The sequence below is a fragment of the Vibrio bivalvicida genome, from assembly GCF_001399455.2.
GTDB classification, from domain to species: Bacteria; Pseudomonadota; Gammaproteobacteria; order Enterobacterales; family Vibrionaceae; genus Vibrio; species Vibrio bivalvicida.
In genome coordinates this window covers 14,018-29,231 of sequence record NZ_LLEI02000083.1, presented here as the reverse complement: position 1 = coordinate 29,231, position 15,214 = coordinate 14,018, and the positions used below count along the sequence as shown (strand labels likewise).

Below are 15,214 nucleotides of genomic sequence, written 5' to 3'. Positions count from 1 at the left end.
GTATTGGCTAACTGTGTGATTGCACGTTGCCATAAAGTGTCTGATATAAGCCTTGTTGTTCAACCAACTCTCCGTGCGTACCAGCTTGGCTAACTTGTCCATCTTCTAGTACGTAAATTAAGTCTGCTTGTTTCACTGCAGATAATCGGTGCGCTACAATAAGTGTAGTTCGCCCTTCTAAAAATTCGGTTAACGCTTTGTGCAATGCTGCTTCAGTTGCCGTATCAAGCGCTGATGTTGCTTCATCTAAAATAACGAACCTTGGATTACTCAGTATCATGCGTGCAATCGCTAATCGTTGTCTTTGACCACCAGACAAACGGATACCACTACGACCAATTTGCGTTTCCAATCCGTCACTTAATTGACTAATGACATCTTGCATCTGTGCAATTTCTAGAGCACGCCACAATTGTAAATCATCATAGGTCGAGCCCAGAGTCAGATTATGCCTTAAAGTGTCATTGAATAGTATAGGCTGTTGTAATACAACAGCAATTTGGTCTCTAATTATGTCAAAACTGATATCATCAGTAGTTTGCCCGTTAAAACGTATTGTACCTGAGTCGGCCTGATATACGCCGATAAGAAGTTGTATAAGTGTCGATTTACCGCCACCGCTTGCACCCACCAGTGCCACCTTTTTGCCCGCTGGAATGGTTAGGTTTAAGTTATTAAGTACCTTTACTTCTTCATTGTAAGAGAAGGTAACATTGTTCACTTCAATATCGACTTCGCGCTCATCAGTAAATGGATTGACTTTGCTTATTGGCCGATGTTCTTCTTCCAAATCGAGAAGGGCGTTGATGCGTTTCAAAGCGGCTTTGGCACTGTACCAAGAAAACTGTATACCGAGCAATTCTTGTACAGGAGAAAGCATAAACCATAAGTAACCAAATACGGCAAATATCTGGCCAATGGTTAGATCGCTAAACAGCACCATCAGCATCGCTACGGCCCGAAACAGCTCAAAGCCTAATAAGAATAGTAAGAATGAGACTCTTCCCGCGGCTTCTGATTGCCACGCATACTTGTCTGCATCAACACGTATCTGGTTAGCTTGATCCTTCAGTTCATTAAGGAATTCACGTTCTCGATTTGCTGCGCGCAGTTGATAGATACCATCGAGCGTTTCGACTAATCGATTTTGAAAGCGCTCAAAAGATTGATTTTCGTGTTTTTTAAGATGTTTAACCTTGCTGCCTAATTTACGAGAAAAATAGATAACGACAGGGTTAACTAGAAGAATGAACAGGCCCAAGCGCCAATCTAACCACAGGAGCACCCCCGCCGTACCAACCACAGTAAGCAAGCTAATAAGGAACTTACTCAAAGTTGAACCGATAAACTGATCAATCGTTTCTATGTCGGTAATCAGATGAGCATTTATGCCACCACTTCCCCGTGTTTCGTATTGACGAATACTAATGCGACCAAGCTTATCGATCATTTTGCTGCGCATTTGGAACGTGATAGTTTTTGATACCAAAGTAAATTGACGGCTCTGTAGAATACTCAGCGCTTGGCTGGCGCTGCGCATGATGATGACTAAGAGTAAGGTCAGTGCGATATATCCCGTGGGTGTTTGCATTTCGCTAGGCAATAGTGAATTCATCGCTTCTAAGCCTTTGCCAGGCTGATTGAGAAGGACTTCATCCACCATAAGCGGCATCAATAAAGGAATTGGAACACTAATTAGCGTCGCCAAAAGCGCGACGATGTTGGCAAGTATCAGTTTCGACTTGTGTTTTTTTACTTGAGTTATCAACCAAGAGCGGCTAATAGTGTTGGGATTATCGATCATTATAATGAGAATGCTTACTATTTATGGTTTGCGGCGATTGTACGTAGATTTATGTTAGAAGTCTCTAATTTTAAAAAGGTCACGAGAAAAGGATGTAATAATGAACATAGAACATTACCACCGCTTAACCAAGCAAGCGGCTGCATTAATCGAATCAGAAACAGACCTGATTGCCAATTTATCTAATGTCAGCGCCTTACTTAATATGGAGTTAGAGCACCTAAACTGGGTTGGCTTCTACTTGATGAATGAGGGTGAACTGGTTCTTGGGCCTTTCCAGGGCAAACCCGCCTGTGTGCGTATTCCTATAGGTCGTGGTGTATGTGGTACTGCGGTAGCCACCAACACGGTACAACGCATCGATGACGTTCATGAATTTGAAGGCCATATTGCGTGCGATGCGGAAAGTAATTCTGAGATAGTGATTCCATTTTCAATTGGTGGTGAAATTGCTGGTGTACTCGATATTGATAGTCCTAATGTTGGACGATTTAATGAAATTGACGAGCAAGGACTGATTTTTTTGATGAGCGAAGTAGAAAAGCTGCTTAATTCACACGCTATCAAGACATAAATTGTCTATTGAGTGTGGTTTTTCGCTTGCAGGTCACTATAATACCTCAAATATTTAATTCTTAATGCTCGCGGGCAAGCCGCAATAACCAGGAATCCTCATGGAAAACACTGAAAAGTTAAAAAACAGCAAAGAAGTTATCGCATATATTGCTGAATGTTTCCCTAAGTGCTTTACTTTAGAAGGTGAAGCAAAGCCACTTAAAATTGGTATTTTTCAAGATCTTGCGGAGCGTTTAACTGACGACCCAAAAGTAAGCAAAACTCAACTTCGCGCAGCGTTAAGACAATACACTTCATCATGGCGTTACCTTCACGGTGTAAAGCCAGGTGCAGTGCGTGTGGATTTAGATGGTAACCCAGCAGGTGAGCTAGATGAAGAACACGTAGAACACGCGAAAACAGCACTGGCTGAGAGTAAAGCAAAAGTGCAAGCTCGTCGTAAAGAGCAAGCACAGAAAGCTCGTGAAGAAGGTAAAGCGAAAGCTAAGCCTGCGGCGAAGAAGCCACAAGGCCGTCGCCCACAACAGAATAAAGTACAAAAAGCCAATAAGCCGGTAGAAACGCGTGCTTTGACTGCTGACGAAGTAAAAGTTGGTAATCAAGTAAACGTAAATATGGGTAAAGGAAACATGGCTGCGACTATCGTTGAAATCAATAAGGAAGATGTGCGTGTTCAACTGTCTAACGGCCTACAAATGGTCGTAAAAGCGGAGCACCTACGCGCATAAAGGAGATACTCCTACGCATGAAATGCCGTTCAAAAATGTCGCTGATCGCTGCTAGCTTATTGCTAGCAGCTTCTTCAGCCTATGCTCTAGAAGCAAAGATTACCCTAGAGGACTTACCAGTCCTTTCTCCGGAAGCACAACACGCCACTGCAAGTAAGCGTGTCGAGGAAAAGCTTACCAGTTCCCACTACAAACATATCAAACTCAATGATGAGCTATCGCGTAAGATCTTCTGGCGATATGTAGAGTCATTGGACTACAACAAGAACGTTTTTACTCAAGCTGATATCGATGCCATCTCAAAATGGCAAGATTCCGTCGATGAACAGTTAAAGTCTGGTGACACTCAACTTGCCTTTGAACTGTATAATTTGTCGATGAAACGTCGTTACGAGCGATTCGTTCATGCGCTTCAACTCCTTGACACTGAGATGAAATTTGATACTGACGAAAGTATTGAGCTTGATCGCAGTGAAGCAGCTTGGCCAGAAAATACCGCTGAGCTTGATGAGCTTTGGCGAAAACGAGTTAAGTACGATGCGCTTAATCTGAAACTAACAGGTAAAAACTGGGACGAAGTCAAAGACGTACTAGGCAAGCGTTACAATAATGCGCTGAAAAGGCTTAGCCAAACGCATAGCGAAGATGTGTTCCAGTTTTATATGAATGCTTTCGCACGTGAAGTTGATCCTCATACTAGTTATCTTTCTCCTCGCAATGCAGAGCAATTCCAAACGGAGATGAACCTGTCTCTGGAAGGGATTGGGGCAGTATTGCAAATGACGGACGATTACACCGTTATACGTTCTTTGGTCGCTGGTGGCCCAGCGTCTAAAAGTAAGCAACTGGGTGAAGGCGATCGCATTATCGGAGTCGGCCAAGACGGAGAGGAAATTGTAGACGTTATTGGTTGGCGACTAGACGATGTTGTCCAACTAATCAAAGGGCCGAAAGGTACCAAGGTCAATTTGCAGATTTTGCCTGAAGGAAAAGATGCCAAAGCGACGGTGATTACGTTAGTCCGAGATAAAATCCGCTTAGAAGATCGCGCAGTTAAATCAGAAGTCATTGAGCAAGGTGGCAAGAAGATTGGTGTACTTGAGGTTCCAAGTTTTTATGTAGGACTTGCCCAAGATACTGATAAGTTGATAACTGAGCTAAAAGGTAAGAAAGTTGATGGCATTATCGTTGATCTACGTAATAACGGTGGTGGTGCATTGACTGAAGCGTCAGCTTTGACTGGTCTGTTTATTAAGAGTGGCCCTGTTGTTCAGGTTCGTGACAGTTACGGTCGGGTGAACGTGAAAGGTGACTTTGATGATCAAATCAGTTACGCCGGACCAATGACGGTACTTATCAACCGTAATAGTGCATCAGCCTCAGAAATTTTTGCCGCTGCATTGCAAGATTACGGCCGTGCGATCATTCTTGGTGAAAACTCTTTCGGTAAGGGAACGGTACAACAGCATCGAACTCTTGGTAAGATCTATGACCTGTTCGATAAAGAGCTTGGCTACGTTCAGTACACCATTCAAAAATTCTATCGAATTGATGGTGGTAGTACACAAAACAAAGGCGTTGCTCCTGATATTGCGTTTCCAACCGCGGTTGAACCAAGCGAAACAGGTGAAAGCGTTGAAGATAATGCATTGCCGTGGGATAGCATTGATAAAGCTAAATATGAAATGTTACAGCGTAATGATGAATTAATTAAACAGTTATCGACCAAACATGAAGCACGTATTACCAGCGACATGGAGTTTGGGTTTATTGCTGAAGACATTGCTAAGTACAAAGCCGAAAAAGACGACAACACCTTATCTTTGAATAAGAAAACTCGTCAGGCTGAAAGTGAACAAGCTGATAAAAGGCGCTTAGCAAGAATTAATGAACGACAAAAAGCGCAAGGTAAAGAATTGTTTAAATCACTGGATGATGTGCCTAAAGACTATGAAGCGCCAGATGCATATTTGGACGAGTCGGTCGCCATTATGGTTGATTTGATTAAATCTTAAAACTAATCATCACTTTAGCAAAGCGAACCTAGTTAGGTTCGCTTTTTTTATACAAATAATTATTGTGATTTAGATCAATTTTTTCGCCAAATAAACTTTGTGTGCCTAAGCTTAAAGAAAAAGGGTAAGGAGCACGCTATGAGATTGATTGTTTTGATATCGCTAATGTTTAGCTTCTCAGTGCTAGGTAATGGTGTTCGTGACAACAGTGATTTGACGCAGTTCGACCACCCATTCTTACTCGGTGATTGGTATTTGGTTAATCCCGACCCCGAGCAATCACAAGAAAACTTTTTGGCGATTAAGTTAACGCTTGACTCAAACTATAGCTTTAAAATTGATATCCAAAAACGAGACTATTCGGTTGATCATTGGGAAGGGTTATACACTGCAAATGAAGATACCATCATTCTTGGCTTAGACACTTCTGAACCCCAAGTTTACCAGTATGCAGCAAATCACAATCTACTGAACTTAAACGGTGTGACTTTCACTAAAGCACTATCAAATTCTTTAGCGGGTATGTGGTCTAGTGCCCATTTCGAAGGTGACGAAGCTTTGTCGAATGACGTCCACAGATTGGACTTAATTCTCCAACCCGATTTTGTGTTTATGTTTAGAGTGAGCAATGACGAGGGGGATGAAGCAATACACCGAGGTGTCTATTATACCGAAGGTGAGCATCTTGTTCTCTTATACGAAAATGGCGAACATGAAACTCGTTATACACTCAACAAAGATACGCTTACATTAGAAATGGAAGAAGGGTCTTTGTATGCGGTACTCGATCGAATACGCTAGATAAATGTGAGGTTTGACGACTATCTAGACAAATTGTTTGAGTTCTACATCAACAATAGACAAAAAACGAGGTATTTCTTAACAGAGCCTCGTTTTTTTTCATCTAGAGTTGTAAGCTAACACGCAATTCGTCAGCGTTGATTTTCTCGCGCTGTTAGCATACTAGCGTTTAAGTTTAGTATGTTTTCCAAATGCATTTAGTCAGAAGGATTTAGACATGGCTCAGACTCCTCAAGCCAAATACCGCAAAGACTACCAGTCACCATCTCATACTATCACTGATATTGATCTTACGTTTGACCTATATGATAACGAAACAACCGTTACGGCTGTTTCGCAGGTTAAACAACTCAAAGACTCTACAACGCTGCGCTTAGAAGGCGAAGCTCTAAAACTGAAAAGCATTCACGTCAATGGTGAAGCTTGGACAGCTTATGAAGAAGTGGAAGGCGCTTTAGAGATCCACCAGCTACCTGAACAAACTGAATTATCTATTGTTACTTTGATAGACCCTGAAGCGAATACCGCCCTTGAAGGACTGTACAAATCAGGTGGAGCATTCTGTACGCAATGTGAAGCGGAAGGTTTCCGACGTATCACCTATTATATGGATCGCCCAGACGTTCTTGCAAAGTACACTACGAAAGTGATTGCCGACAAAGCAGAGTATCCGTTTTTGCTTAGCAACGGCAACCGTATTGCTGAAGGTGAGATAGAAGGCGGTCGTCATTGGGTTCAGTGGCAAGACCCGCATCCTAAACCTGCTTATTTATTTGCCCTTGTTGCTGGTGACTTTGATGTTCTGCGCGACAAATATGTGACTCAGTCTGGTCGTAATGTTGAGCTGGAAATCTTCGTCGATAAAGGCAACTTAGATCGCGCGCCGCACGCAATGACATCACTTATCAATTCGATGAAGTGGGATGAAGAGCGTTTTGGTTTAGAGTACGACCTTGATATCTACATGATTGTTGCTGTCGATTTCTTTAACATGGGTGCCATGGAGAACAAAGGTCTAAACATCTTTAACTCGAAGTTTGTATTGGCGAACGAAAAAACAGCGACGGATACTGATTACCTAGGTATTGAAGCGGTGATCGGCCACGAATACTTCCATAACTGGACTGGTAACCGAGTCACTTGTCGCGATTGGTTCCAGTTGAGCCTGAAAGAAGGCCTAACCGTCTTCCGCGACCAAGAGTTTTCTTCTGATCTAGGTTCACGCGCAGTCAACCGTATAAACAATGTACGTATTATTCGCGGTCCTCAGTTTGCGGAAGATGCGAGCCCGATGTCACATCCGATTCGCCCTGAGCAAGTTATTGAAATGAATAACTTCTACACACTAACAGTGTACGAAAAGGGCAGCGAAGTCATTCGAATGATGCACACCTTGCTAGGTGAAGTCGGCTTCCAAAAAGGCATGAAGCTTTACTTTGAACGTCATGATGGAACAGCAGCTACTTGTGAAGATTTTGTCGCAGCGATGGAAGACGCCTCTGGTGTTGATTTAAAGCAGTTCCGTTTATGGTACAGCCAGTCCGGTACACCAACAGTTAAAGTTAGCAGTGAGTATAGTAAATCTGAGCAGACTTATTCTTTAACTATTGAGCAGTCAACTGAACCGACTCAAGACCAAGCTCAAAAGCAGGCTCTTCACATTCCATTTGACGTTGAGTTGTACGCGCAAAATGGTGATGTGATTAAGTTACGCCGTAACGGTAAGCAGGTTGGTAATGTGCTTGATGTGACAGAGCTTAAACAGACATTTGTCTTTGAGCAGGTGCCTGAACGTCCAGTCCCTTCATTACTTCGTGAATTCTCAGCTCCGGTAAAATTGGAATATAGTTACACTGACAACGAACTGATCTTCTTGATGGTGCACTCGCGCAACGAGTTTGCTCGATGGGACGCGGGTCAGATGCTGTTAGCTAAATACATTCTTAGCAATGTAGAAAAAGTGCAAGCGGGTGATAAAGTTGAATTGTCGCAAGAAGTGATTGATGCATTCCGAGGAGTGCTACTTTCAACAGAGTTAGAGCCTGCATTTATCGCTGAAATGATGTCGTTACCAAGCCACAATGAAGTGAGCGGTTGGTACAAACAGGTTGATGTGGATGCGGTAGCAGCTGTGTTGAAAGCAATCAAAGTAACTTTGGCAACTGAGCTTGAAGATGAACTAGGTGCAATTTATCACAGCTATAAACAGCACGAGTATACAATTGAACATGCTGCAATTGGCAAACGTTCATTGCGTAATACAGCTTTAGGTTACCTGGCTTACACAGAACAGGGCAATACTCTGGTTAAGGCGCAGTATTCTGACGCAAATAATATGACAGACACGATTGCAGCCATGAGCGCTGCAAATAGTGCCCAGCTTGAATGTCGTGAAACACTGATGGCTGATTATAGCGACAAGTGGAAGCATGATGGCTTGGTCATGGATAAGTGGTTTGCACTACAAGGGACAAGCCCTGCGGAAAATGTCCTAGAAGTCATTAAACAGACTATGAATCACGAAGCATTCAGCTTGAAAAACCCTAATCGAACTCGCAGTTTAATTGGTTCATTCTTGAATATGAACCCTGTTCGCTTCCATGCTAGATCGGGAGAAGGCTATAAGTTCGCTGGTGAGATTTTACGTGAATTAAACAGTAGCAACCCACAAGTCGCATCGCGTTTAATTGATCCTTTGTTGAAGTATCGTAAATATGATGAAGAGCGTCAGGTTTTAATCAAAGCGGAACTTGAGACACTCAAAGCAATGGATGATCTAGCGAAAGATTTGTTTGAGAAAGTGACTAAAGCGTTGGAGTCTTAATCAACATCGTTTAGAACAGTAGCACTTTTTAGTGCTACTGTTTATTTGTACAGTAGTTTTGTTTTCTTGCAATAATCGTTACATTTTTGACCACAGTATGAATCAGTATTACTTCAGTCTTAACATTTCTTATCAAACTTTTCTGGCACACTATAACGGTGCCGCTAGTAACGTTTTAGTCGTTACAGACAAAGGGTTACGCTTACAATTGCCTGCATCGCGTTTCAGGCCTTTTCTTAGTCAAATAGGGCTAAAAGGGCGCTTCAGGTTAACAACTGACCAAAATAATAAGTTTCTAAAGTTAGAACTTCTGTGAGCAACTGATTTTATAGAAGTTTAAATAGAACCTTAGTCACATTCTCAAACATTTCACCTCCAACCACTCCCAAAAGAATTAACTATTTATCAATAAAGCTTTTACAATAAAGCGGCATTACCCGTGTTAAGCACTATGCTTACAACAACCCCCAAAAAACATACAATTCTAATTGTGGAGTGTGATTATGACCGCGCGTGAAACACTGATGCCGGTTCTGCTTGAAAAAGTGTATCAGCTTATTCAAGACAAACTCGAGCTTGCTCATCAACCCCTAGTCACCCAACTAGCTCAACATTTATTTAGCAACATTTCTCAAGACGATTTAGTCGAGCGTAACGAATCCGATTTGTACGGTGCCGTAGTCTCGCTCTGGCACCATATCAACGAGAAAAAAGCTGACGATATTTCTGTTCGAGTATTCAATCCAACTGTAAGTCGCCAAGGCTGGCAATCGACCCATACAATCGTAGAGATTGTTGTGCCTGATGGTCCGTTCTTGGTTGACTCAACAAAAATGGCGTTAAGCCGTTTGGATCTTTCATCACACTTGATGCTGCATGGACCAACACAAATTGGCCGTTCAGCAAAAGGCGAAATAACAGCGATCAATCAAGGGGAAGGTGCACTTCAGTCACTGTTCCATATAGAGGTTGACCGCTTAAGTTCTAAAGAAGAGATGGCTTCACTGAAAGCTGAGCTTCTTAGTATTTTGAATGACACTGGATTAGTTGTTCAAGACTGGTTACTAATGGTTGAAAAACTCGAAGAGGTAACGGGTCAGGTAGTAGCGCAACAAGGAAAGGTAGAGATCCAGCGTGATCGCTATGATGAGTCGATCCAATTTCTACGTTGGTTGGGGAATCACAACTTCACGTTTATGGGGTATAAAGAGTACGACCTTGTTTCTGTGGATGGTGACACAGAACTTCGCCCGACACCTGACAAAGGCCTAGGTCTGTTTGCGAATCGAGAGCGTGTACGCACAGTTAAGTTATCTGACTTCCCAGACTCTGCTCGTCTGGAGGCGAAAAAGCCATTCCTACTTATTGTTACTAAAGGGAATCGTGCATCTCGCATCCATCGCCCAGCATATACGGATTATATTGGCATCAAGAAATTTGATAAGAACGGTAAAGTCATCGGTGAGCACCGTTTTACTGGTCTTTATACATCTGCTGTCTATAACCAAAGTGTAGGCGGAATTCCACTTATTCGTGAAAAGGTTGAACGTATCCTTGAAGCAAGTGGTTATCGCGAAGGGTCATACTCTTATAAAGCACTCCACAATATTCTAGAAAACTACCCACGCGATGAACTTCTTCAGGCAAAAGAAGAAGAACTGTTAGAAGTGGGGATGGGTGTAGTACAGATGCAAGATCGTGATCTATTGCGTCTGTTTGTTCGTAAAGACCCATTTGGACGATTCTTTAGTTGTATGGTCTACGTTACTAAAGATCGTTACAACACAGAATTGCGTCGTCAAACTCAGCGTATTCTTCAACAGTACTTTGGTTGTGAACAAGAAGTTGAGTTCACCACCTATTTCTCTGAGAGCCCGCTAGCTAGAACTCACTATATTGTTCGTGTTGACAACAACAACATGGACGTCGACGTTAAAACGATTGAGCAAAACTTAATGGAAGCATCTTCAAATTGGGATGATCGTTTATCAGAAGCGATCGTGGCAAACTTTGGTGAGAGTAAAGGTCTACCGCTTGCTAAAGATTACCTACGTGCATTCCCTCGTTCATACAAAGAAGATGTTTTGCCAGGTTCAGCAGTTGCAGATATTGAACGTCTTGAGAAGCTAAGTGATGACAATAAACTTGGTATGCTTTTCTATCGTCCGCAAGAGCTAGGGGCAGATTCTAAATCAGTAAGATTAAAGCTTTATCACCGTGACGAACCCATTCACCTATCAGATGTAATGCCAATGCTTGAGAATTTGGGGTTACGCGTGATTGGTGAATCGCCTTACGAAGTGCGTAAGGCCAACGGTCAAGTCTATTGGATCTTAGATTTCTCAATGCTGCATAAGAGTGAGAAAACGGTCGATCTTCGCGAAGCTCGCGATCGTTTCCAACAGGCTTTTGCAGCGATTTGGGCAGGTGAATTAGAAAGTGATGGCTTCAACCGACTGGTACTGGGTGCATCATTAACTGGGCGCGAAATCTCAATTCTTCGTGCTTATGCACGTTACATGCGCCAAGTGGGCTTCCCATTCAGTCAACAATATATCGAAGATACGCTAAATCATTACCCAGACCTTGCAAAAGGGCTGGTGGATCTATTTACCAAGCGTTTCGAGCCGAAATTTAAAGGCAGCCAAAAAGGTCAAAATGATCTTATTGCTAAGATGGCCGAGCAGCTCGATCATGTAGAAAGTTTGGATGATGATCGCATCCTCCGCCGCTACATGGAAATGATCACGGCAACACTTCGTACCAACTACTACCAGTTAGATGAGAACAAGCAACCTAAGCCGTGGTTGTCACTTAAGATGAAACCAAGTGATATCCCAGAGATCCCTCAACCTGTACCAGCATTTGAGATCTTTGTTTATGCACCGGATATTGAAGGTGTTCACCTACGTGGGGGTAAGGTTGCACGTGGTGGTTTACGTTGGTCAGACCGTCAAGAAGATTTCCGCACAGAAATTCTTGGCTTGGTGAAAGCGCAGCAGGTTAAAAACACGGTCATTGTTCCTGTGGGAGCAAAAGGTGGTTTCGTCTGTAAGCGTCAGCCTTTGTTGAGTGGCCGTGACGAGATCTTTGCTGAAGGTCAACGTTGTTACAAACGTTTTATCCGCGCATTACTAGATGTCTCAGACAACATTATTGAAGGTGAAGTGGCTCATCCGAAGAATGTGGTTCGTCATGACGAAGATGATCCATATTTGGTTGTTGCCGCAGATAAAGGTACTGCTACTTTCTCAGATCTTGCTAACTCAGTGTCGGAAGAATACAACTTCTGGTTAGGCGATGCTTTTGCTTCTGGTGGTTCTAATGGTTACGACCATAAGGCGATGGGCATTACCGCGAAAGGTGGCTGGGAATCAGTGAAGCGACACTTCCGTGAGATGGGCATCAACTGCCAAACTACAGATTTCACCGCTATTGGTGTTGGTGACATGGCTGGTGACGTATTTGGTAACGGTATGCTTTTGTCGAAGCATATTCGTTTACAAGCTGCGTTTAACCACATGCATATCTTTATCGATCCTAATCCAGATTCAGCATCGACTTGGGAAGAGCGAAATCGCTTGTTCAATCTGCCACGTTCTAGTTGGGAAGATTACGACGCTAAACTAATTTCAAAAGGCGGCGGCATCTTCTCTCGCCGTTCCAAGTCGATTTCATTGACTCCTGAAATTCAGAAGATGCTGCGTACCAAGAAGTCTTCAGTCGCACCAAACGATCTAATCAAGATGTTACTGTCTATGGAAGTGGATCTTTTATGGAATGGTGGTATCGGTACGTACGTTAAAGCTTCTTCTGAAACACATACTGATGTCGGTGACCGTGCCAACGACGTACTTCGTATTGATGGTCGCGATCTGAAAGCGAAAGTTGTCGGAGAGGGTGGTAACTTAGGTATGACTCAGCTTGGTCGTATCGAATATGCGCTTACTGGTGGACGTGTTAACACCGACTTTGTTGATAATGTTGGTGGTGTTGACTGCTCGGATAACGAAGTCAACATTAAGATCTTCTTAAATGGTCTAGTGGCCAATGGTGATCTTACTGTTAAGCAGCGGAATAAGATCCTTGAATCGATGGAAGATGAAGTCGGAGTGATCGTTCTTGATGATGCGTACTGCCAGGCTGAGTCTATTTCTGTCACGGAACAGCAAGGTGTTTCTCTCGTTAAGGAGCAAATTCGTTTTATTCACACGATGGAAAAAGCGGGGCACCTTGACCGAGCGCTAGAATACATTCCTGATGATGAAACGTTACTTGAACGTGAAAAACAGGGTATGGCACTGACTCGTCCTGAGCTGTCGGTACTAATTGCATACGGTAAAATGGTTCTGAAAGAAGAGCTAGTCCATGAAGATATCGCTAAAGATGAGTTTCATGCACAGCAGCTTGTTAGCTACTTTCCAACCGAGTTACGCCGTAACTATTCTTCACAAATGGACAATCATCCACTGCGTGCTGAAATCATTGCAACGGCTCTTGCTAATCAAATGGTTAACGAGATGGGTTGTAACTTCGTCACTCGTCTCCAAGAAGAAACGGGGGCGTGTGTTGTTGATATCGCCAATGCGTATACTGCATCACGTGAAATCTTTGGTTTAGGCAATGTTCTTGAAGAAGTTCGTTCGCTTGACAACGAGGCATCGACGCAAGCGCAATACGATATGATCTTCTACGTGCGTAGAACACTTCGCCGTCTTTCGCGTTGGTTGTTGCGTAATCGTACTGGTCGTCAATCAGTCAAAGATTTGATTGAGCTATACCAAGCAGATGTTGATACGACAAAAGAACACTTAGACGATATGCTTGTACCGTCCGAAGTGGAAGAACATAACGAAATGGCGAATGCTTGGATCGATCAGGGTATTAAAGCTGAAGTCGCAAGTTATGTAGCCCGTTTGTCTAGTCTCTATTCAGTACTGGATATATCAACAGTATCTCGTGAAAAAGGCAAAACCGTCGAGCAAACCGCTAAGTTGTACTACAACTTGGGTGATCGTTTATCGCTACATTGGTTCTTGAAGCAGATTAATGGTCAGGCGGTAGATAACAATTGGCAAGCCTTGGCAAGAGCGGCTTTCCGTGAAGATCTTGATTGGCAGCAGCGTCAACTAACAGGTCAAGTCCTAAGTTGTGGCTGTGCACCGGAAGATCTTGATGTGATGAAAGCGCTAGATGATTGGATCGAAACCAATGAAACTTCTTTGCATCGTTGGGAAAATATTCTCAATGAATTCAAGGTCGGTTCAGTACATGAGTTTGCAAAATTCTCCGTTGCGCTACGTGAACTTATGCTGCTTAACCTTAATTGCAGTGCGAATGAGTAAACGTTTGCTATAATTCGTTGAATTATTCGGTAAAACGTTGAATAATACAGCCCCGTTTATACGGGGCTTTTTTCTTTCGGAGGCACAATGCTTTACCGTCTAGCCAGAACTGGCTTTTTCCAACTCGATGCCGAAAAGGCACACGATCTTGCAATTCAAAATTTCAAGCGCTTTACTGGCACTCCACTTGATCTCTTATACCGCCAACAACTGCCACACCGTCCAGTTGAATGTATGGGTTTAACTTTTCGTAACCCAGTTGGCCTCGCGGCTGGTCTAGATAAAAACGGCGAGTGTATTGAAGCATTTGACGCTATGGGTTTTGGTTTTGTTGAAGTAGGGACAGTGACTCCTCGTCCACAAGCGGGTAATGATAAACCACGCCTGTTTCGCCTTGTTGAAGCGGAAGGCATAATCAACCGAATGGGCTTTAACAATTTAGGTGTTGATAATCTCGTAGAGAACGTTAAGAAAGCCAAGTACAACTGCATTCTTGGAATCAACATCGGTAAGAACAAAGATACACCAATCGAAAAGGGTGCAGAAGACTACTTGATTTGTATGGAGAAAGTATATCAATACGCAGGTTACATCGCGGTTAATATTTCTTCACCAAACACGCCAGGGCTTCGATCACTTCAGTACGGCGAAGCGCTTGACGAATTGCTTACTGAGTTAAAAGCGAAACAAGCGGAACTTGCGGAAAAGCATAGTAAGTATGTTCCACTTGCGTTAAAGATCGCGCCGGATCTTAGTGATGATGAGATCAAACAGATCTGCGACTCATTACTTAAAAACAAAATTGATGCGGTTATTGCTACCAATACAACGTTGGATCGCTCAATTGTCGAAGGGATGAAACATGCGAATGAGGCGGGTGGCCTTAGTGGTCGTCCTATTCAAAGCCGAAGTACAGAAGTGGTTCGATGCTTACATGAACAACTAAAAGATCAAATTCCGGTTATCGGAGTAGGTGGTGTGGATTCGTACGTTGCTGCAAAAGAAAAAATGATGGCTGGAGCTAAGTTGGTTCAGGTTTACTCTGGATTTATCTACCATGGCCCAACACTAGTACGTGATATCGTAACAAACATCTAATCTTTGATTGATAAGAAATTGAA

Annotated in this window: 9 protein-coding genes; 8 read left to right on the top strand and 1 reads right to left on the bottom strand. The window is 43.0% G+C overall.

Annotated elements, in window-relative coordinates; translation table 11 throughout:
* Nucleotides 1-7: 7 nt before the first annotated feature.
* Nucleotides 8-1,804 carry an ABC transporter ATP-binding protein gene (locus tag APB76_RS20080; protein WP_054962449.1) on the bottom strand — a complete coding sequence of 599 codons (1,797 nt, stop codon included), beginning with the start codon at nt 1,802-1,804 and terminating at the stop codon, nt 8-10.
* A gap of 100 nt (nt 1,805-1,904) precedes the next feature.
* On the opposite strand from APB76_RS20080, the gene APB76_RS20075 reads away from it, so the two are divergent.
* The 8 genes from APB76_RS20075 (at nt 1,905) to pyrD (ending at nt 15,191) form a co-directional block, all read left to right on the top strand.
* Nucleotides 1,905-2,378 carry a GAF domain-containing protein gene (locus tag APB76_RS20075; protein ID WP_054962448.1) on the top strand — a complete coding sequence of 158 codons (474 nt, stop codon included), beginning with the start codon at nt 1,905-1,907 and terminating at the stop codon, nt 2,376-2,378.
* A gap of 100 nt (nt 2,379-2,478) precedes the next feature.
* The gene (gene proQ / locus APB76_RS20070) at nt 2,479-3,108 is read left to right on the top strand and encodes an RNA chaperone ProQ (RefSeq protein WP_049844053.1); all 630 of its coding nucleotides are present in this window, start codon (nt 2,479-2,481) and stop codon (nt 3,106-3,108) included.
* Nucleotides 3,109-3,125: 17 nt separating this feature from the next.
* The gene (gene prc / locus APB76_RS20065; protein WP_054962447.1) at nt 3,126-5,123 is read left to right on the top strand and encodes a carboxy terminal-processing peptidase; all 1,998 of its coding nucleotides are present in this window, start codon (nt 3,126-3,128) and stop codon (nt 5,121-5,123) included.
* A 138-nt stretch (nt 5,124-5,261) separates the two neighbouring features.
* Entirely contained in the window at nt 5,262-5,924 is a 663-nt protein-coding gene (locus APB76_RS20060; protein ID WP_054962446.1) for a hypothetical protein, read from the top strand.
* 217 nt (nt 5,925-6,141) lie between these two features.
* Nucleotides 6,142-8,748 (top strand): aminopeptidase N, encoded by a 2,607-nt coding sequence (pepN, locus tag APB76_RS20055; RefSeq protein WP_054962445.1) that lies wholly within the window; start codon nt 6,142-6,144, stop codon nt 8,746-8,748.
* Between the two features lie 97 nt (nt 8,749-8,845).
* Nucleotides 8,846-9,064, top strand: a complete 219-nt coding sequence (locus APB76_RS22755; RefSeq protein WP_074181740.1) for a DUF2835 domain-containing protein — start codon at nt 8,846-8,848, stop codon at nt 9,062-9,064.
* A gap of 187 nt (nt 9,065-9,251) precedes the next feature.
* Nucleotides 9,252-14,093, top strand: a complete 4,842-nt coding sequence (locus APB76_RS20050; protein WP_054962444.1) for an NAD-glutamate dehydrogenase — start codon at nt 9,252-9,254, stop codon at nt 14,091-14,093.
* Between the two features lie 87 nt (nt 14,094-14,180).
* A complete protein-coding gene (gene pyrD, locus APB76_RS20045) occupies nt 14,181-15,191 on the top strand; it encodes a quinone-dependent dihydroorotate dehydrogenase (protein ID WP_054962443.1) in 1,011 nt (336 codons plus the stop codon).
* Nucleotides 15,192-15,214: the final 23 nt, after the last annotated feature.

Excerpts from the sequence above, each read along its gene's own strand:
- APB76_RS20050 (WP_054962444.1), top strand. The coding sequence starts at position 9,252 with ATGACCGCGCGTGAAACACTGATGCCGGTTCTGCTTGAAAAAGTGTAT.
- proQ (WP_049844053.1), top strand. The coding sequence starts at position 2,479 with ATGGAAAACACTGAAAAGTTAAAAAACAGCAAAGAAGTTATCGCATAT.
- APB76_RS20080 (WP_054962449.1), bottom strand. The coding sequence starts at position 1,804 with ATGATCGATAATCCCAACACTATTAGCCGCTCTTGGTTGATAACTCAA.
- prc (WP_054962447.1), top strand. The coding sequence starts at position 3,126 with ATGAAATGCCGTTCAAAAATGTCGCTGATCGCTGCTAGCTTATTGCTA.
- APB76_RS20060 (WP_054962446.1), top strand. The coding sequence starts at position 5,262 with ATGAGATTGATTGTTTTGATATCGCTAATGTTTAGCTTCTCAGTGCTA.
- APB76_RS22755 (WP_074181740.1), top strand. The coding sequence starts at position 8,846 with ATGAATCAGTATTACTTCAGTCTTAACATTTCTTATCAAACTTTTCTG.
- pyrD (WP_054962443.1), top strand. The coding sequence starts at position 14,181 with ATGCTTTACCGTCTAGCCAGAACTGGCTTTTTCCAACTCGATGCCGAA.
- APB76_RS20075 (WP_054962448.1), top strand. The coding sequence starts at position 1,905 with ATGAACATAGAACATTACCACCGCTTAACCAAGCAAGCGGCTGCATTA.
- pepN (WP_054962445.1), top strand. The coding sequence starts at position 6,142 with ATGGCTCAGACTCCTCAAGCCAAATACCGCAAAGACTACCAGTCACCA.